The 18,844-nt window shown below is 69.2% G+C and carries 10 protein-coding genes; 4 read left to right on the forward strand and 6 right to left on the reverse strand.

Annotated elements, in window-relative coordinates:
- Window position 1: 1 nt before the first annotated feature.
- The 4 genes from DX914_RS12540 to xerD form a co-directional block, all read right to left on the reverse strand.
- Entirely contained in the window at window positions 2–2,782 is a 2,781-nt protein-coding gene (locus DX914_RS12540) for a hypothetical protein (RefSeq protein ID WP_158549282.1), read from the reverse strand.
- Between the two features lie 319 nt (window positions 2,783–3,101).
- The gene (gene purL / locus DX914_RS12545) at window positions 3,102–7,052 is read right to left on the reverse strand and encodes a phosphoribosylformylglycinamidine synthase (protein WP_196778899.1); all 3,951 of its coding nucleotides are present in this window, start codon (window positions 7,050–7,052) and stop codon (window positions 3,102–3,104) included.
- Window positions 7,053–7,209: 157 nt separating this feature from the next.
- Window positions 7,210–8,085: a DsbC family protein gene (locus tag DX914_RS12550; RefSeq protein ID WP_115859466.1), complete on the reverse strand. Its 876-nt coding sequence runs from the start codon at window positions 8,083–8,085 to the stop codon at window positions 7,210–7,212.
- A gap of 764 nt (window positions 8,086–8,849) precedes the next feature.
- Entirely contained in the window at window positions 8,850–9,818 is a 969-nt protein-coding gene (gene xerD / locus DX914_RS12555; protein ID WP_115859467.1) for a site-specific tyrosine recombinase XerD, read from the reverse strand.
- Between the two features lie 81 nt (window positions 9,819–9,899).
- Here xerD and DX914_RS12560 point away from each other — a divergent pair, with 81 nt between their 5' ends.
- A complete protein-coding gene (locus DX914_RS12560) occupies window positions 9,900–10,373 on the forward strand; it encodes an RDD family protein (protein ID WP_115859468.1) in 474 nt (157 codons plus the stop codon).
- Window positions 10,374–10,873: 500 nt separating this feature from the next.
- Here the strand turns inward: DX914_RS12560 and lptG are convergent, their stop codons facing one another.
- Both lptG and lptF read right to left on the reverse strand, forming a co-directional pair.
- Window positions 10,874–11,977 carry an LPS export ABC transporter permease LptG gene (gene lptG / locus DX914_RS12565; protein ID WP_115859469.1) on the reverse strand — a complete coding sequence of 368 codons (1,104 nt, stop codon included), beginning with the start codon at window positions 11,975–11,977 and terminating at the stop codon, window positions 10,874–10,876.
- Window positions 11,974–13,059: an LPS export ABC transporter permease LptF gene (gene lptF / locus DX914_RS12570; protein ID WP_115859470.1), complete on the reverse strand. Its 1,086-nt coding sequence runs from the start codon at window positions 13,057–13,059 to the stop codon at window positions 11,974–11,976. The genes lptG and lptF overlap by 4 nt, the downstream gene beginning before the upstream one ends.
- A gap of 163 nt (window positions 13,060–13,222) precedes the next feature.
- Between lptF and DX914_RS12575 the strand changes: the two genes are divergently transcribed.
- The 3 genes from DX914_RS12575 to DX914_RS12585 all read left to right on the forward strand — a co-directional run bounded on the left by DX914_RS12575 (window position 13,223) and on the right by DX914_RS12585 (window position 18,412).
- Complete coding sequence (locus DX914_RS12575) at window positions 13,223–14,692, forward strand: leucyl aminopeptidase (RefSeq protein ID WP_115859471.1); 1,470 nt, start codon at window positions 13,223–13,225, stop codon at window positions 14,690–14,692.
- Window positions 14,693–14,711: 19 nt separating this feature from the next.
- A complete protein-coding gene (locus tag DX914_RS12580; protein WP_115859472.1) occupies window positions 14,712–15,137 on the forward strand; it encodes a DNA polymerase III subunit chi in 426 nt (141 codons plus the stop codon).
- 224 nt (window positions 15,138–15,361) lie between these two features.
- On the forward strand, window positions 15,362–18,412 hold the full coding sequence (locus tag DX914_RS12585; RefSeq protein WP_115859473.1) for a valine--tRNA ligase: 3,051 nt from the start codon (window positions 15,362–15,364) through the stop codon (window positions 18,410–18,412).
- The last annotated feature ends 432 nt before the right edge of the window (window positions 18,413–18,844 follow it).

Here is an 18,844-nt window from a genome sequence, read left to right on the forward strand (position 1 = left end):
GTCATTCACCAGCGCCACGCGACACCTCCTTGGCCTTGCCGTAGTTGTCGCGGTCGATCACGGTGCGCACCGCATCCGCGGTGCCCGCTGCGGCGTCGATGCGGATCACGCTGTCGTAGCCGGGCTGATCGAAGGCCTGGAAGGCCTCGACGGTGGCGATGCCGCGCGGGTTCACGGTGCGGCGCTTCAAACCGGACAGGTATTCGATCGTCGTGGTCAGATCGCCGAGCTCGGAGGTCTGCACGCTGCGCACGGGCCGGTCCAGGGCGTCGTAGCGGGTGAGCACGCCGGCCAACGTGGCGTCCGCGTAGCTTTTCCAACCGCTCGCATACGGGTTGATCGGGTACGAGGCGAACTCCACTCGGCCCATCTCGTCGTAACGCTGGGCCGACCAGCGGGTCGTGCCCGCCGGATCGTTCAAATCCTGCTCCACCGTCACGACCGGCCGCCTCAACGCATCGTAGTGCGTGGTCTTGCGCGCATTGCCGGTGGTGACCGTCTGCAGCCAGTGTCCGGCCGGCAGTCCATGCTGTGCGGAAGGCGATACCGTGAAGCTTTGCGTGGTCGGCAGCCAGGCGACGCTGTCGCCACCGGGATGGGTCAGCGTGGCCAAGCGTCCCATGGCGTCGTGGCTGTAAGCCGTGGTGTAGCCGTTTTCGTCGGTGGTCGAGGTGATCCAACCCGAGTCGTCGACCACCGCCGATTGGCTGGCGCCGGCCGGCGCTTCGGGCGTCGGCGGGTACTGTATCCGCTGCGGCAAGCCGCGCTTCCACTGCGAGAACGAGGTGACGCGGTTCTTGGCGTCGGTGCTGGTCAACAGCGTCCCGTCGGCTGCGTAAGCCAGGGTTTCGAGCAACTGGCCATGGTTGTAAGTGCGCCAGGGCAGCAGGTTCGCGTCCAAGTCCGCGCGCGTGGTTTCCACGCCATCCTGCGTCGACCGCACCACCTGCCCCAGGATCCAGCGGCCCGTATCGTCGGCGTACTGGGTGGTTTCGGCCGCCGAGTAGCCCAGCGTGCTGTAGCGGCTGATCGCCGTGGGCCGCGCAAACCGGTCGAACGAGGCCGTGTCGCGGGTGAAACGCACGCCGTCCTGATCGATCCACGCCTGTTTGAGCGGCCGGTTGCGGCCGCCGGGCCATTCGCCATCGGCATAGAGGTCGAGCTCGGTGGGCGTCAATCCCTGCAACGCCGGATACGGCTGCCCTGCCGGCGTTTCCTGGTAGATCTGCCCGGTGACGCGATACAGCGCCCCGTCCTTCCATACCTCTTCGCCCAGCAACAGGCCGGTGTTCGCGTTCTCCTTGACCCCGTAGTACTGCTTGCGCACGGTGCCGCTGGGTTCGGTGATGAGCACCGTCTTGCGGTCGGCGCAGGACGCGGGGGCCGCGTCGCACTCGTAGCGGAACTTGCGTTCGGGTTGCTGGTAGGCGTAGCTCCAGGTTCTGGCCGGCACGCCCGGCCCGCTGACCGTGCGCTCGAACACCGACACGACGTCGAACAGGCGCGGAATGGCCGAACCGCCCAGGCACACGCCGCCGAACACCGGCGCTTCGGTGACATAGGTCAGGTGATGACGGGTGGGCCGGGCCTTGTAGTCGTAGCGCGCCCCCGACGGCGTCACCACGCTGGCGGCGAACACCTCGTTGCCGTTGAACAGGTCCGGCTCGGGGCCGAGCTGGCCGCAATCGAGCTCGTCCGTGCGCCAGCCGTCGTCCGCCTTCGGAACGGACTCGGCGTAGCCCAGCCGGTCCAGGGTGTAGGTCCAGCTGCTGCTGTCGGGCAAGGTCACGCTTTTGAGCACTTGATCGCTCTTGTCGCTCGCCGGCGCGGCCACCTGCTGATAGCCGTAGGTCCAGGTTCTGCCGCTGGCCGTGGCCTGGGTCACCCGCCCGCGCGCATCGTGGACCAGGTCGATCTGGCGCCCGTCGTTGCTGCGGATGCGTAGTAGCTTGGCGCCGTCGTAGTCGTAGGCCACCCAGTTGCCGAAGCGGTCTTCCACCTTGGTCGCGAGCAGGCGGACCTGGCTGCGCATGAGCTTCGGTCCCAGCGGCGCGCTGACGTAGCGCGGGTAATCGCAGCCCAGCTCGCAGGGCGGCGCGTACGGGTTGGCCACGGCCTGATGCACCGGTTCGTACGGCAACGCGGCTACGTGATCGAAATAGTACTTGTTGCCTTTGGTGTCGAGCCCCAGGAAACCCTCGCCGTTGTCGGCGGGGATACAGGAAAACGCCCATCCCTCCTGCGTGCTCCAGGTGTGGGCGGCGGAAGGCCCGTTCGGATTGCCGGCATGCCTGACCAGCAGCGTCTGCTCGCCGCCGTCGACGTGCAGGTTGTAGCCGTGCCAGAACAGGCGCGGCTCGAAGTAGACGTAGTACGCACCCTGGGCTTGGGCGGAATCGCCCTGGGGTTCGACCAGGTGCGCGTAGTAGGCCGGCGCGTTGGCCAGCAGGCCTGCCGCGCTGCCGCAGCGTCCGCCCGATTGCATGGTCCAGCCCTTGCTGGCGGTAAAGATGCCCGACAGATAGGGCACGTCCAGGTCCCAATCGTCGAACGCGCGCGGGCCGTTGCGCGCCTGCCGATCCAGTTTCCAACTGCGGGCCAGCCGCACCGGCAGCGCCGAGTTGCCGGGAATGTCGATGTCGACGTTGTGGAACTGCAGCCGCCCGTCGTAGAGCGAGAGCTTCTCGCCGGATGCGTTGTCGACCTGCAGGGCTACGATGTCGGTGGCCGATTTCACCCGCTTCTCGTATTCCTGGCGGTAGTCGGCCGCCATGGCGGGCATCGCCGCAATCGCGAGCGCGAGCGGCAGGGCCACACGCCGCCCTCGCGATCGCCCATCGGCCGACATGGTCGTTTGCTTACGTGCAGCAGCCCACAACGCTTCGATCCGATAGCGCACGGCGTATCCCCTTCCCCAGAGCGGTGGCGGTCAGCGCGACGCGATGACCGGCGATCGCATTGTCGAGTGGGTTGCCGCGGCTAAGGGCCCGTCCGGGCGCAGAGCGCGCACGTCCGGGCGCACGCCTGCGCGACGATCGTCCAAAAAAGAAAGGGCGCCCTCGCGGACGCCCTGACTCGTTGCTCGCGGCGTGCGGCCGGAATCAGCCCACCCACACCCGCGCATTGCGGAACATGCGCATCCACGGCGAGTCGCCGTCCCAGTCGCGCGGCGCCCAGCTGAAGTTGGCGTTGCGCAGGGTGCGTTCCGGGTGCGGCATCAGGATGGTCGCGCGGCCGTCGCGCGAGGTCAGGCCGGCGACGCCGTCGGGCGAACCGTTGGGGTTGAGCGGGTAGCGTTCGGCCAAGCGGCCGTCGCCGTCCACGTAACGCAGGCTGATGTCGGCCGCGTTCTGATCCAGGTTGCTGTCGAAGCTGGCCCGGCCTTCGCCGTGCGCCACCGACACCGGGATGCGCGAACCGGCCATGCCGCGGAAGAACAGCGAAGGCGATTCGCCCACTTCCAACAGGCCCAGGCGCGCCTCGAACTGTTCGCTGCGGTTGCGCAGGAAGCGCGGCCAATGCTCGGCACCCGGGATGATGGGCTTGAGCTGGGCCAGCATCTGGCAGCCGTTGCATACGCCCAGCGAGAAGCTGTCCTCACGCGCGAAGAACGCGGCGAAGGCATCGCGCAGCGCGCTGCGCTCGAGCACGCTGGTGGCCCAGCCGCGGCCCGCGCCGAGCACGTCGCCGTAGCTGAAGCCACCGCAGGCGGCGAAGCCCTTGTAGTCCTGCAGCGAGACGCGGCCGGCGATCAGGTCGCTCATGTGCACATCAAAGGCTTCGAAGCCGGCGCGGTCGAAGGCCGCGGCCATTTCGATCTGGCCGTTGACGCCCTGCTCGCGCAGGATCGCGACCCTGGGTCGCGCGCCGGTGTTGATGAAGGGCGCGGCCACGTCCTCTGCCGGATCGAAGCTGAGTTTGGGCTTCAGACCCGGCGCGGCGAAGTCGCGCGCGATCGCGCGCTCCTCGTCGGCGCATTCGGGGTTGTCGCGCAGCTTCTGCAGCGCATGGCTCACCGACCACCAGGCGTCGAACAGCTCGTCCCAGCGCCACTCGGCCAGGGTCTCGCCGTCCTCGCGCACGCGGATCGCCGGCGCGGTGTTCGGGCCGTCGACGCGGCTGAGCACCGGCTTGGCGATGCGCTGGGCGCAGTCGATCAGGCCGTGGCGCGAGACCAGGTCGGCGAACTCGGCGCGGTCCTCGGCCGAGATCTGCACGATCGCGCCCAGTTCCTCGTTGAACAGGGTGCGGAACGGGTCCTCGCCCCAACCGTCCAGGCTGATGTCCAGGCCCAGGCGCGAGCAGAACGCCATTTCGCACAGCGCGGCGAAGGCGCCGCCGTCGCTGCGGTCGTGGTAGGCCAGCAGCAGGCCGGCCTCGCGCGCCTCGCGGATCAGTTCGAAGAAATCGCGCAGGCGCTGCGGGTGATCCAGGTCGGGCACGCCCAGGTCGTCGCGGTCGCCGTCGGCGGACGGGCCGGCGAAGGCCGGCAGACCGTCGGCGCCGGCGTCGGGATGGCACTGCGCCAGCACCGAACCGCCCAGGCGCTGCTTGCCCGCGCCCAGGCCGATCAGCCACAGCTCGCTGTCGCCGTCGCGCAGCAGCAGCGGCGTGAGCTGGCGGCGCACGTCGACCACCGGCGCGAACGCGCTGACGATCAGCGACACCGGCGAGACCGACTTGTGCGCCGCGCCGCCGTCCTGCCACTGCGCCTGCATCGACAGCGAGTCCTTGCCCACCGGAATGCTGAGCTCCAGCTCCGGGCACAGCTCCAGGCCCACGGCCTTGACCGCGTCGAACAGCAGCGCGTCTTCGCCGGGGTGGCCGGCGGCGGCCATCCAGTTGGCCGACAGCTTGATCCGGTTCAAGGATTCCACCGGCGCGGCGCAGAGGTTGGTGATCGCCTCGCCCACGGCCATGCGCGCGGCGGCAGCGGCGTCCAGCAGCGCCAGCGGCGTGCGTTCGCCGATCGCCATGGCTTCGCCGACGTAGCCGTCGAAACCCGACAGGGTGATCGCGCAATCGGCCAGCGGCAGCTGCCAGGGACCGACCATCTGGTCGCGCGCGGTCAGGCCGCCCACGCTGCGGTCGCCGATGGTGACCAAGAACTGCTTGGACGCCACGGTCGGGTGCGCGAGCACGCGCAGCGCGGCCTGGCGCAGGTCCAGCCCGCGCCACTGCAGCGCCGGCCACGGCGCGGCCGGCGGGCGGCGGGTGTCGCGGTGCATCTTCGGCGGCTTGCCGAACAGCACGTCCATTGGAAGATCGATCGGCCAATCGTGGCCGGCCTCGGCGACGCTCTCGACGGTGGCGCCGTAGCCCACCACCAGATGTTCTTCGGCGGTGGCATAGCCGACCACCGCGAACGGACAGCGCTCGCGCTCGCAGATCGCGGTGAAATCGGCCACGCGGTCGGCCGGCAGGCCCAGCACGTAGCGCTCTTGCGATTCGTTGCACCACAGCTGCATCGGCGACAGCGAAGGATCGTCGCTGGGCACGCGCGCCAGGTCGATCACGCCGCCCAGCTGCGAGTCGTGCAGCAGTTCGGGAATGGCGTTGGACAGGCCGCCGGCGCCGACGTCGTGGGCGCTGGCGATGGGATTGTCCGCGCCCATGGCGACGCAGCGGTCGATCACTTCCTGGCAGCGACGCTCCATTTCCGGGTTGTCGCGCTGCACGCTGGCGAAATCCAGGTCCTCGGCGCTGTCGCCGGAGGCCACCGAACTGGCGGCGCCGCCGCCCAGGCCGATCAGCATGGCCGGGCCGCCGAGCACGACCACGGCGTAGCCGGGCTTCAGGCCCAGCTTGGCCACCTGCGGGCGGTCGATCGCGCCCAGGCCGCCGGCGAGCATGATCGGCTTGTCGTACGCGCGCGCGAACGCGCCTTCGGACAGCTCGAAGCTGCGGAAATAGCCGACCAGGTTGGGCCGGCCGAATTCGTTGTTGAACGCGGCCGCGCCGATCGGGCCGTCGAGCATGATTTCCAGCGCCGGGGCCATGCGCGGGTTCAGCGCGCGCGCGCCTTCCCAGGGCTGCGGCAGGGTCGGGATGCGCAGATGCGACACGCTGAAACCGCACAGGCCGGCCTTGGGGCGGCCGCCGCGACCGGTCGCGCCTTCGTCGCGGATCTCGCCGCCATTGCCGGTGCTGGCACCGGGGAACGGCGCGATCGCGGTCGGGTGGTTGTGGGTTTCGACCTTGATGCAGAACGCCGATGGCGTTTCGGCCTCGGCGCGGTAGGCCTGGCTACCCGGCTGCGGGCGGAAACGCCGGCTGGCGTAGCCCTCCACCACCGCGGCGTTGTCGCTGTAGGCCGAGAGCGTGTTCTCCGGCGTCTGCGCGTGGGTGTGCTTGATCATCTTGAACAGCGAGCTGTTCTGCTCGCGCCCGTCGATGGTCCAAGAGGCGTTGAAGATCTTGTGCCGGCAGTGCTCGGAGTTGGCCTGCGCGAACATCATCAGTTCCACGTCCGAGGGCTCGCGGCCCAGCGCGGCGTAACGCTCGCGCAGGTAGGCGATCTCGTCGGCGGCCAGGGCCAGGCCCAGGCGGCCGTTGGCCTGCTCCAGCTCGGCCAGCGGGATGCGCTCGAGTTCGCCGCGCGCGGGCACGGCGAACAGCGCCGCGGCGTCCTCGCGCGCGTCCAGCAGCGACTGCGTCATCGGATCGTGCAGGGCCTTGGCCAGCGCGCCCTGGGTGGCCGCGTCGGCGGGCCAGCCGCCAAGGTCGTAGCGGGTGCCGCGTTCCACGCGCGCCACCGGCTGGCCGGCGCCGCGCAACAGCTCGGTGGCCTTGCTGGCCCAGGGCGACAGGGTGCCCAAGCGCGGGGTCACGTAGCGGGAGACGGCGCCGTCGGCGCGCGCCGCGGCGGCCGGTTCGGCCTGCAGGATGCGGCGCAGGGTGGCGTCGTCGGGCTGCGCGCCCTGATCCGGCCGGACCCAGTACACCGGCCAGGCGTCGATCAGGCGGACTTCGGGATGGATGGCTTGCAGGCGGGCTTGGAGCCGTTCGCGGCGGAACGGAGACAGGGCCGAAAGGCCCTCGAGGACGATCATGTCCGGGGAACCGTGCAACGTCGGGCCCGACATTGTATCCAAGCGCCCGCGCCGCTGCCTTGGCTGGGACGCTTCGGCCGCCCCAAAACGGCGAATGCCGCCCCGGGGGCGGCATTCGCGACGGCCGGACCCGGCCCGGCGGCCGGGCCGCGGAAGCTCAGGCCCCGCCGGCGGTGGTGGCCGGCACCGCGTCCACCGGGCCGGTGGCGGCCGGCTTGGCGCTGCCGTCGGTGGCCAGCTTGTCCAGGGCCTCGCGCAGCGCGGCCGGCGGCACGTAACCGCCCAGCTGGGTGCCGTCGGCGGCCAGGATCATCGGCGTGCCGGTCAGGCCCACGCGCTGGCCCACGTCGTACTGCATGGTGATGCTGTTCTTGCAGTTCTTGTTCGGCACCGTGTGATCGCTCTTGGCGTCGGTCAGGGCCTTGCGGCGGTCCGGCGCGCACCACACCGACACCATCTTGTTGAAATCCTGGCTGCCGATGCCGGCGCGCGGGAAGGCCAGGTATTCGATGGCGATGCCCTGGCGGTTGTACTCGGCGATCTCGCTGTGCAGCTTGCGGCAGTAGCCGCATTCCACGTCGGTGAACACCTGCACGGTGTACTTCGGATTGGCCGGGGCGAACACGATGCGCTCGCTGGCGGGGATGACCTTGAGGGCCTCCTTGCGCATACCGGCCAGGGCCACTTCGCTGAGGTTCTTCTTGGCGGTGGTGTCGAACAGGGCGCCGCCCGGGCCCGGCAGGAACAGGTAGCGGCCGTCGTCGCTGACGTAGACCACCTGGCCGGCGACGATCGCCTCGCGGAAGCCCGGCAGCGGCGCGGCGCCGACGCGTTCGACGGTGACGCGCGAATTGAGTACGCGGATCGCTTCGATCGCGCGCGCGTCCGGGGTGCCGGCGGCGGCCTTGGCGGCCGCGGGCTGGGCCGCGGCGGCCTGGCCGGCGGGGGCCTTGGCCTCGGCGGCGGGCTTGGGGGCCTCGGCGCAGGCCGACAGGCTGAGCGCTCCGAGCACGGCGAACAAGGCGTACTTCATCGATCGGGTCCTAGGGTCGGGTCGTCGTGGGCTTGGACCGCACGGCGAGGAAGGGGTTCCGCGATTGTCGCACGGCCGGCCACCAGGGGCGCCGGGCCGCCCGCCCCCCAGGGCGGACGAGCGCGACGGGGTTGGCGGTTTTGCGACGTTGGGGGTGACGGCTAAAGCAGGCGACAGCGGTCAGGGGAGCGGCCGCGACCACGCCCCCAACCATCACGCAAGGCACACTAACCCCTTGTAGGAGCTGCGCAAGCTGCGACCGCGAATCCGCAACGACGGCGCATGCCCAGTCTTCCGCTTCGCCCTTTGCTTGTCTTCCCCCTTTGACAAAGGGGGATTGAGGGGGATTTGCTTTTGCTCTTAAGCAACAGCAACAGCTTCCGTCCGCAAGCGGCCGGGTCACTTTCTTTTGATAAGCGTCAAAAGAAAGTAACCAAGGAAAAACGCTTCGCCAGAGCTCCCGTGCGAGAGCGGAGTTGGCGCGGGGATTTTTCGATGGCACATCCCTGTGCCAGCGAAAAACGGCGCACATCCTGTGCGCCGCCCTTTGGGGTCTTCTATTGGGACAGAGAGTTCGGGGCCCGAGCGAAGATCAAGAGCATTCGCGCTGCGCGCTCACCCCCTCACCCTAGCCCTCTCCCGCAGGCGGGAGAGGGGACTGATCCGACGCTGTCGCTTTTAGCCCCTCTCCCGCTTGCGGGAGAGGGGTTGGGGTGAGGGCACGCGACGCCGCAGGCAACAGCGCGAACAACGAATCAGGCCTGCTACCCGCGCGGATGATGCTTCGCATGCAGCTGCTTCAGCTGCTCGCGGGCGACCAAGGTATAGATCTGCGTCGTCGACAGGGAGCTGTGTCCGAGCAGCATCTGCAGCGCGCGCAAATCGGCGCCGCGATTGAGCAAGTGGGTCGCGAAGCTGTGGCGCAGGCCGTGCGGGCTGATGCGGGCAGGGTCGATGCCGGCGGCGCCGGCGTAGCGCTTCACCAGTTGCCAGAACTGCTGCCGGCTCGGCGCTTCGCCTTGGGTGCCCAGGAACAACGGCGCCAGCGCGCGCTTGCCGGCCAGCACCGGGCGCGACTGCGCCAGGTAGCGCTCCAGCCAGTGCTGCGCCTCCTCGCCCAGCGGCACCAGGCGCTCCTTGCCGCCCTTGCCGGTCACGCGCAGCACACCCTGCCGCAGGTTGACGGCGGTCGCGGGCAGGTGCACGAGTTCGCTCACGCGCAGGCCGGCGGCGTACATCAGTTCCAGCATGGCGCGGTCGCGCAGGCCCAGCGGGCTGTCGATATCGGGCGCGGCCAGCAACGCGTCGACCTGGCTTTCGGCCAGCGCCTTGGGCAGCGAGCGCGGCAGCCGCGGCGGTTCCAGCAGCGCGGTCGGGTCGTCGCTGCGCTCGCCGCGGCGCAGGCGCAGGGCATAGAAGGCGCGCAGCGCCGACAATAGGCGCGCGTTGCTGCGCGGCGAATAACCTTCGCGCGCGCGCCAGGCCAGGTAGTCGAACAGGGTCGCGCGGTCGGCGCCGGCCAGGCCGCCGTCGCGTCCGCCGCGCCAGCGCGCCAGGCCCTCCAGGTCGCGGCGGTAGCTGTCCAGGGTCTGCTGGGCCAGCCCGCTCTCGGCCCAGATCGCATCCAGGAACGCGGCGATAGCGCTCTGGTCGGCGTCGGGCAGCGGCGGCAGCGACATCGCCAGGCTGCGGCGCTCGGCGGGGGTGGATTTACGCGGCTTGGCGGAACTCATCGCCGCGAAGGTTCCCCCAGCGGCGGCGTCGCGCGCAAGCGCGCGCTACGGTCGGCGCCGCCGGGCCGCTATGCTTTTGCGATGACCGACACCGCCGCACCCGCTTCCGCCCGCCCTGCCGCCCTGATCGGCTGGCGCCTGCTGGCCCTGCTCTACGACTTCTGGCCGGTGCTGGCGCTGTGGATGCTGGTCTCGGCCGCGTTCACCGTCGGCTACATCCTGTCCGGCCACGCCGCGCGCGAGAACATCGCGCCGCTGAGCGCGCTGCAGTGGCTGCTATGGCTGTGCTGCTGGGCGATCACCGGGGCCTACGCGCTGCTGAGCTGGCGCCGCGGCGGCCAGACCCTGGGCATGCGGCCGTGGCGCTTGCGCATCGTCGGCGCCGATGGCGCGGCGCCGGGGTTCCAGGCGCTGTTGCTGCGCTATGTCGTGGCCACGGCGTCCACCCTGGCCGGGGGCCTGGGATTCTGGTGGGCGTGGCTGGACCGCGATCGGCTGACTTGGCACGACCGGGTTAGCGGGACGCGGATGGTGCGGGAGCCTAAGCGGGGCTGACGGGGCGATCGGGTGTACGGCGCGAGCTAGTGGCTTGCGAGCTGCCCTCACCCCAACCCCTCTCCCGCAAGCGGGAGAGGGGCTAAAGCAACAGCGGCGGCGGATGCGCCCCCTCTCCCGTTCACGGGAGAGGGCTAGGGTGAGGGGGGTGAGCGCAAAGCGCGAATGCTCTTGATCCTCGCTCGGGCACCGAACTCGCCATGCCAATAGAAGACCCGGAGGGCGGCGCACAGGAGGTGCGCCGTTTTTCGCTGGCACAGGGATGTGCCATCGAAAAATCCCCGCGCCCACTCCGCTCTCGCACGGGAGCTCTGGGGCAGCGTTTTTCTTTGGTTACTTTCTTTTGACGCTTATCAAAAGAAAGTGACCCGGCCGCTTGCGGACGGAAGCTGTTGCTGTTGCCCCTAAAAGCAAATCCCCTTCAATCCCCCTTTTACAAGGGGGAAGACAAGCAGAGGCGGAAGCCCAGGGGAGCGGCGCGTACGACGGCAGCGGCCCCGTTAGCCCGAGCGCTTTTTGAACAGGAAGGCGGAGACGCCGACCATGATGACGGTAGGCATCAGATAGGCCAGGCGGAAGTCGAACTTGTACACGCTGGCCAGCTTCACGAACTGGGTCTGCAGCAGCCAGAACATCAGCGCGAACACGATGCCGACGAACAAACGCTTGCCCATGCCGCCGCTGCGCAGGGCGCCGAACGCGAACGGGATCGCGGCCAAGCACAGCGCCAGCACGTTGACCGGGTAGAACCAGCGCCCCCAGTAGTGCTCCTTGAACTCGCCGGCATCCAGACCGTTGCGTTCGCGGTAGGCCACCGCATGCGCCAGCGCCGCCGAACTCAGGTAACGCGGCCGCTCCGAACCGGCCATCAGCGCCGCGCCGTCGAGCTTGGATTCCCAGCGCTCCTGCTTCACGTGCTCCTGGGTCACCGACTTCTCGCCGAAGCGGGTGCGGGTCACGTCGCGCAGCGTCCAGCCGCCGGGGCGGTGCTCGGCGATGTGCGCGATCGCCGCCGACTTCAGCCGTCCGTCCTGGGCGAACTCGTAGAAGAACACGTCGCGCAGTTCCAGCCAGCTGTCCTGGCCGTTGCTGCGGTCCTGGCCGCTGCCGGCGTTGAGGATGAAATCGCCCTCGCGCGCCCACAGGCCCGAGTACTGGGCCACGATCATGTTCTTGGACTTGGCCGAGGCCTTGAGCGCGTCGGCGCTGCGCTGCGCCCAGGGCGACAGGGTTTCGCCGTTGATCACCATCAGCAGGGTCAGCACGGTCAGCGCGCCGGCCACCGCCAGACTGAGGCGCCGGCGCGACAGGCCCACCGCGCGCAGCGCGGTCAGCTCCGAACTCGCGGCCAACTGGCCCAGCGCCATCAGCGCGCCGATCACCGCCGAGGTCGGGAACAGCGTGTAGGCGCGGCGCGGGATGGTGTAGAGCATGTAGGTCAGCGCTTCGACCAGGCCGTAGTTGCCCTTGCCGATGTCGCTGAGCTCGCTGCTGACGAAGCCCAGCATCACGTCCAGGCCGATCATCACCGTCCAGGTCAGCAGCACCGTGCCCAGCACGATGCGGCCGACGTAGACGTCGTGGATTTTCGGAAACGGCATCATGCCAGCGCCCTCGCGCGGCGCAGGCGGCCGTCGCCGAAGTACAGCCACAGCGCCAGCGCCAAGGCCGGCAGCACCAGCCACCACAGGCCCAGGCCGAGCGCGATCTTGCCGTCCTCGAGCCAGCCGGTGCCGGCGATCATCAGGTTGATGCCGATCACGTACGCCAGGAAGCCCATCAGGATGCGGCCGTAGCGCGCCTGGCGCGGCATGCTGCGCGCCAGCGGAATGGCCATCAGGGCGAAGGCCAGGGTCAGCAGCGGCGGCGCCAGGCGGTAGTGCAGCTGCGCGCCGGCCTCGCGGCGGTTGTCGCCGAGCAGATCCAGGGTGCCCATCAGTTCCGGATTCTTGGGGTCGAACTTGGTCTCGCCGGCCGGCAGCAGCAGCTCGTTGCTGGCGTAATGCATCATGCGGAAATCCAGGCCGTTGTCGCGCGGGCCCTCGACCTGGAAGCCGTTATTGAGGGTGAGGTAGCGGTTGCCGTCGGCGTCGACGTTGAGCACGCCGTCGTTGGAGGTGGTGATCTCGCGCCGGTCCTCGCCCTGTCGGTAGACGAACACGCGCTGGAAGCGGCTGCCGTCATTGGACATGGCGCCCACGTAGATCACCCCGCCCTGCCCGCCCGGCAGCTCGGTGAAGCTGCCCGGCTCCAGGCCGGCCACGATCAGGTTGCGGTTGGCCTCGCTGATCATCTGCTTGGACAGGCGCTCGGCCCAGGGGCCCAGCCACAGCGAGCAGGCCGCCACCACCAGCACGATCGGCGCCACCACCATCAGCAGCGGCTTGAGCAGGCGCTTGGGGCCCACGCCGATCGAGGCGATGACCGGCATTTCCGAGTCGCGGTACAGCCGGCCCACGGCCAGCATCAGGCCCAGCATCAGCGACAAGGGCAGGATCAGCGGCAGCCACTTCAGCAGGACCAGGCCCAGTTGGGCCAGCATCATCCCCGCCGGCACCCGGCCGCGGGCGATGTCGCCCAGCACGTCGGTGAAGGCGCCGCCGATGCTGACGATCAGCAGCACCGTCAGGGTGGCGAAGGTCGCCTGGGCGAATTCGCTGAGCAAGTAGCGGTCAAGCTTGGGCATGGGGCTTCGGCATCGTGACGGGGCTTGCGTTAAACTCGGGGGTTCGTTCGACGGCGCGGGACAGCCGGCAACGGGCGCCTAGCCCGCGGCCGCAGCCCCGGAAGCCGCCCGATTGTACGGAACTCACTTCCTTTCGCTGCACTTTGACTCGGGAATCTGTTGGATGACCCTCGAATTCGACCTGAACCGCGATGCGCCCGCCGCCGTCAAGACCGATTGCATCGTGGTCGGCGCCTATGCCGACCGCAGCCTGACCGCGGCCGGCCAGGCCCTGGACGCCGCCAGCGGCGGCCGTCTGAGCGCGCTGCTGGAGCGTGGCGACGTCAGCGGCAAGACCGGCAAGACCACCCTGCTGCACGATCTGGCCGGCGTGACCGCGCCGCGCGTGCTGGTGGTGGGCCTGGGCGAGGCCGGCAAGTTCGGCGTCCCGCAGTACCTCAAGGCCGCGGCCGACGCCGCCCGCGCGCTCAAGTCGGGCCCGGTCGAACACGCGGTCTTCACCCTGTCCGAAGCGCCGGTGGCCGGCCGCGACGCCGCCTGGGCGATCCGCCAGGCCGCCATCGCCGCCGACCACGCCTGCTACCGCTACACCGCCACCCTGGGCAAGAAGAAGGACGACCCCGGCCTGCGCCGGCTGTCGATCGCCGGCAGCGATGCCGCCGCCCTGGCCCAGGGCCAGGCCGTGGCCGCCGGCGTGGCCTTCGCCCGCGAGTTGGGCAACCTGCCGCCGAACATCTGCAACCCGGCCTACCTGGCCGAGCAGGCGCAGACCTTCGCCGCGCGTTTCCCCACCACCAGCTGCGAAGTGCTGGACCGCGAGCAGATGCAGGCGCTGGGCATGGGCTCGCTGCTGGCGGTGGCGCGCGGTTCGGCCAACCCGCCCAAGCTGATCGTGCTCAAGTACAACAACGGCGGCGACGCCAAGCCCTACGTGCTGGTCGGCAAGGGCATCACCTTCGACACCGGCGGCATCAACCTCAAGGTGCAGGGCGGCATCGAGGAAATGAAGTTCGACATGTGCGGCGCGGCCACGGTCATGGGCACCTTCGTGTCCGCGGTGGGCATGCAGCTGCCGATCAACCTGGTGGTGGTGGTGCCGGCGGTGGAGAACATGCCCGACGCCGACGCCTACCGCCCCTCCGACGTGCTCACCAGCATGTCCGGCAAGACCATCGAAGTGGGCAACACCGACGCCGAAGGCCGCCTGATCCTGTGCGACGCGCTGACCTACGCACAGCGCTTCGAGCCGCAGGCCCTGCTCGACGTGGCCACCCTGACCGGCGCCTGCGTGGTCGCGCTGGGCAAGTACGCCTCGGGCCTGATGAGCAAGGACGACGACCTGGCCGCCGAGCTGCTCGGCGCCGGCGAACAGGTGTTCGACCGCGCCTGGCGCCTGCCGCTGTGGGACGAGTACCAGACCCAGCTGGAATCCAGCTTCGCCGACGTCTACAACATCGGCGGCCGCTGGGCCGGCGCGATCACCGCCGGCTGCTTCCTGGCGCGCTTCACCGAAGGCCAGCGCTGGGCGCACCTGGACATCGCCGGCGTGGCCAACGACGAAGGCAAGCGCGGCCTGGCCACCGGCCGGCCGGTCGGCATGCTGAGCCAGTGGCTGCTGGACCGCACGGCCTGAGCTCCGCGGACTGCAGCCGGTGGCGCGCGCCGACTTCTACCTGATCACCACCGCGCGTTTCCGCGAGGAACCGCTGCGGCTGGTGGGCGAGCTGGCGCGCAAGGCCTGCGACGCCGGCCTGTCCACGCTGATCCTGGCCCGCGACGCGGCCCAGGCCGAGGCGCTGGACGACCTGCTGTGGGACATGGGCGAGGACGTCTACATCCCGCACCAGATCGCCGGCGCCGACGTCGACGAGGACGAGGCCGACGTGCTGATCAGCGCGCCGGACACCGACGCCGCGCTGCGCCCGCTGGTCATCAACCTGCGCCCGGAAGCCGTGCAGGGCACGTTCGACCGCGTGCTGGAAGTGGTGCCCGCCGACGCCGACGCGCGCGGCCCGCTGCGCGAGCGCTGGAAGCAGTACCAGGCCCGCGGCTTCGAGTTGAAGAAGCACGATATGTAGCAGTCGGATTCGAGGCTTTGGAACGACGGCGGCCGGCATGGCCCCGATCCGTCATCCCCGCGAAGGCGGGGATCCAGGGCCTCATCCAGGCACGACGCTGAAGTCTCTGGACCCCCGTCTTCGCGGGGATGACGAGCAGAAGCGGAAGCCCGGCATCAGCTTTTGCAAATTGCGAGCTTTTGCAAATCACGAACCACGAATCACGAATCACGAGCCCCCGCCCTATGTCCCTCGTCTCCAGCTACGACCCCAAGCAGTTCGAAGCCCGCCTGTACGCGCAATGGGAGAACAGCGGGGTATTCCAGCCGCGCGGCGAGGGCCCGGCCTACACCATCCTGCTGCCGCCGCCGAACGTCACCGGCACCCTGCACATGGGTCACGCCTTCCAGCACACGCTGCAGGACGCGCTGATCCGCTACCACCGCATGCGCGGCTATCGCACGCTGTGGCAGATGGGCACCGACCACGCCGGCATCGCCACGGAAATGGTGGTCAGCCGCAACCTGGCGATCGAAGGCAAGGGCGACACCCGCGACTCGCTCGGCCGCGACCGCTTCATCGGCAAGGTCTGGGAGTGGAAGCAGCACTCCGGCGACACCATCGAGCGCCAGATGCGCCGCCTGGGCGCCAGCGGCGACTGGTCGCGCAGCGTGTTCACCATGGACCCGATGGCGTCCAATGCGGTCACCGAAGCCTTCGTGCGCCTGCACGAAAAGGGCCTGATCTACCGCGGCCAGCGCCTGGTCAACTGGGACCCGGTGCTGAAGACCGCGATCTCCGACCTGGAAGTGAGCAGCGAGGAAGAGAACGGCCACATGTGGTCGATCCGCTACCCGCTGGCCGACGGCGTCACCTACGAATACGTGGAGCGCGACGCCGACGGCAACGAGGTCCTGCGCGAGACCCGCGACTACGTGGTGGTCGCCACCACCCGGCCGGAAACCATGCTCGGCGACACCGCGGTGATGGTGCATCCGCAGGACGAGCGCTATACGGCGCTGCACGGCAAGTTCGTCGACCTGCCGCTGACCGGCCGCCGCATCCCGGTCATCACCGACGACTACGTCGATCGCGCGTTCGGCACCGGCGTGGTCAAGGTCACCCCTGCGCACGACTTCAACGACTACGCGGTGGGCCTGCGCCATTCGCTGCTGTCGATCAGCGTCTTCGCGCCCGATGCGTCGGTCTGGACCGCCGCGGGCCCGACCGCGCTCAAGCATGTGCTGTCGTCGGCCGACCCGAACTTCACCAAGATCGACTTCGACAGCGCCACGCCGCAGCAGAAGCAGTACGCGGACGATTTCGCGTTGTTCAGCGAACACGGCATGGCCGCGATCGTCGAGAAGTACATTCCGGCGGCTTACCGCGGCCTGGATCGTTTCGAGGCGCGCAAGATGATCGTCGCCGACCTCGACGTGGCCGAGTTGCTGGTGGAGGTCAAGGCGCACCGCCTGCAGGTGCCGCGCGGCGACCGCAGCGGCCAGGTGATCGAGCCCTACCTGACCGACCAGTGGTTCGTGAAGATGGACACGCTGGCCCAGCGCGGCTTGGAACTGGTCGAGTCGGGCCAGATCAAGTTCGTGCCGTCGAACTGGATCAACACCTACCGCCACTGGCTGGAGAACATCCAGGACTGGACCATTTCGCGTCAGCTCTGGTGGGGCCACCGCATTCCGGCCTGGAACGTGCGTTCGGGCGAGACGGATTTCACCCTGCTCATCGGCGAGGTGGTCGCGCGCACCGAGGCGGAAGCCGAGGCGTCCGCGCACGCCTTGCTGCTGGCCAAGCTGGGCCGCGACAACTACGAGAAGGTCAAGGACGGCATCGAGCTGGTCCAGGACCCGGACGTGCTGGAAACCTGGTTCTCCTCGGCCATGTTCCCGTTCAGCACCCAGGGCTGGCCCAACGAAGACCAGATGGGCGAACTGGGCTTCGATGTCGCCCTGCCGACCAGCGTGCTGGTCACCGGCTTCGACATCATCTTCTTCTGGGTCGCACGCATGATCATGATGACCGACGAGCTGGTCGGTCGCGTGCCCTTCCGCGACGTCTACATCACCGGTCTGGTCCGCGACAAGGACGGCCAGAAGATGTCCAAGTCCAAGGGCAATATCCTCGACCCGCTGGACATCATCGACGGCATCACCGCCGAGGCGCTGGTGAGCAAGCGCACCACCGGCCTGATGAAGCCGCAGGACGCGCCGAAGATCGAAAAGGCCACGCGCAAGGAATTCCCCGACGGCATTCCGGCCTTCGGTGCCGACGCGCTGCGCTTCACCATGGCCGCGCTGGCCGGCCCCGGCCGCGACATCAAGTTCGACCTGGGCCGCGCCGAGGGCTACAAGAACTTCTGCAACAAGCTGTGGAACGCGACCCGCTTCGTGTTGATGAACACCGAAGGCGCGAGCTACAGCGGCGCGCCGCAGCCCAAGACCGACGCCGAGCGCTGGATCCTCTCGCGCCTGGCGCAGGTGGCGGCCGAGGCCCACACGCAGTTCGCCGCCTATCGCTTCGACCTGCTCGCGCAGGCGCTGTACGAGTTCGCCTGGAACGAGTTCTGCGACTGGTTCGTGGAGTTGGCCAAGCCGGCGCTGCAGGGCGAGGACCAGGCCGCCGCCGACAGCACCCGCCACACCCTGCTGTACGTGCTCGAGCGCCTGCTGTCGCTGCTGCACCCGCTGATTCCGTTCGTGACCGAGGAGCTGTGGCAGCAGGTGGCGCCCAAGCTGGGCATCGCCGAAACCACGGTGATGCTGCGCCCGTATCCGCAGGCCGGCGACACCGGCGCCGATCACTCGGCGGCCGAAGCCGACGTGGAGTGGCTGAAGGCGATGGTGACCGCGCTGCGCAAGATCCGCAGCGAGCTCAACGTGGCCCCCGGCAAGACCGTGACCCTGCTGCTGTCCGGCGGCAACGACAGCGACCGCTCGCGCGCGGCGCGCTTCGATTCGCAGCTGCGCTTCCTGACCCGCCTGGAGCGCGTGGAAGCGCTGGCCGCGGGCGCCGCGAGCCCGGCCGCCGCCACCGGCGTGGTCGGCGAGCTGACCCTGCTGGTGCCGCTGGAAGGCCTGGTCGACCTGGGCGCCGAACGTACGCGGCTGGACAAGGAACTCAAGCGCGTGCAGGGCGAGATCGGCAAATGCGAGGGCAAGCTGTCCAGCGAAACCTTCGTGCAGAACGCCCCGGCGGCGGTGGTCGAACAGGAGCGCAAGCGCCTGGCCGATTGGCGCCAGCAGCTGGAGGCCTTGCAGGCGCAGCGGGACAAGCTGGGCTGAGGCTGGCCGGCTTTCGAGCCCAAAGCGGCCCTCACCCCAACCCCTCTCCCGCAAGCGGGAGAGGGGCTAAAGCAGGCATCATCACCGCCGACTTCAACCAGCACCCCGGCCCGACCGCATAGCGGTCGGGCGTTCGGTGCGGCGCGAGCCAGTGGCTCGCAAGCGCCGCCCCTCACCCCGCTTGCGGGAGAGGGCTAGGGTGAGGGGGTGAGCGCAAAGCGCGAATGCTCTTGATCCTCGCTCGAGCGCCGAACTCGCTGCGCCAACAGAAGACCCGGAGGGCGGCGCACAGGATGTGTGCCGTTTTTCGCTAGGCCAGGGATGGCCTATCGAAAAATCCCGGCGCCAACTCCGTTCTCGCACGGGAGCTCTGGCGTAGCGTTTTTCTTTGGTTACTTTCTTTTGACGCTTATCAAAAGAAAGTAACCCGGC

Source organism: Lysobacter silvisoli (assembly GCF_003382365.1).
GTDB classification, from domain to species: Bacteria; Pseudomonadota; Gammaproteobacteria; order Xanthomonadales; family Xanthomonadaceae; genus Lysobacter; species Lysobacter silvisoli.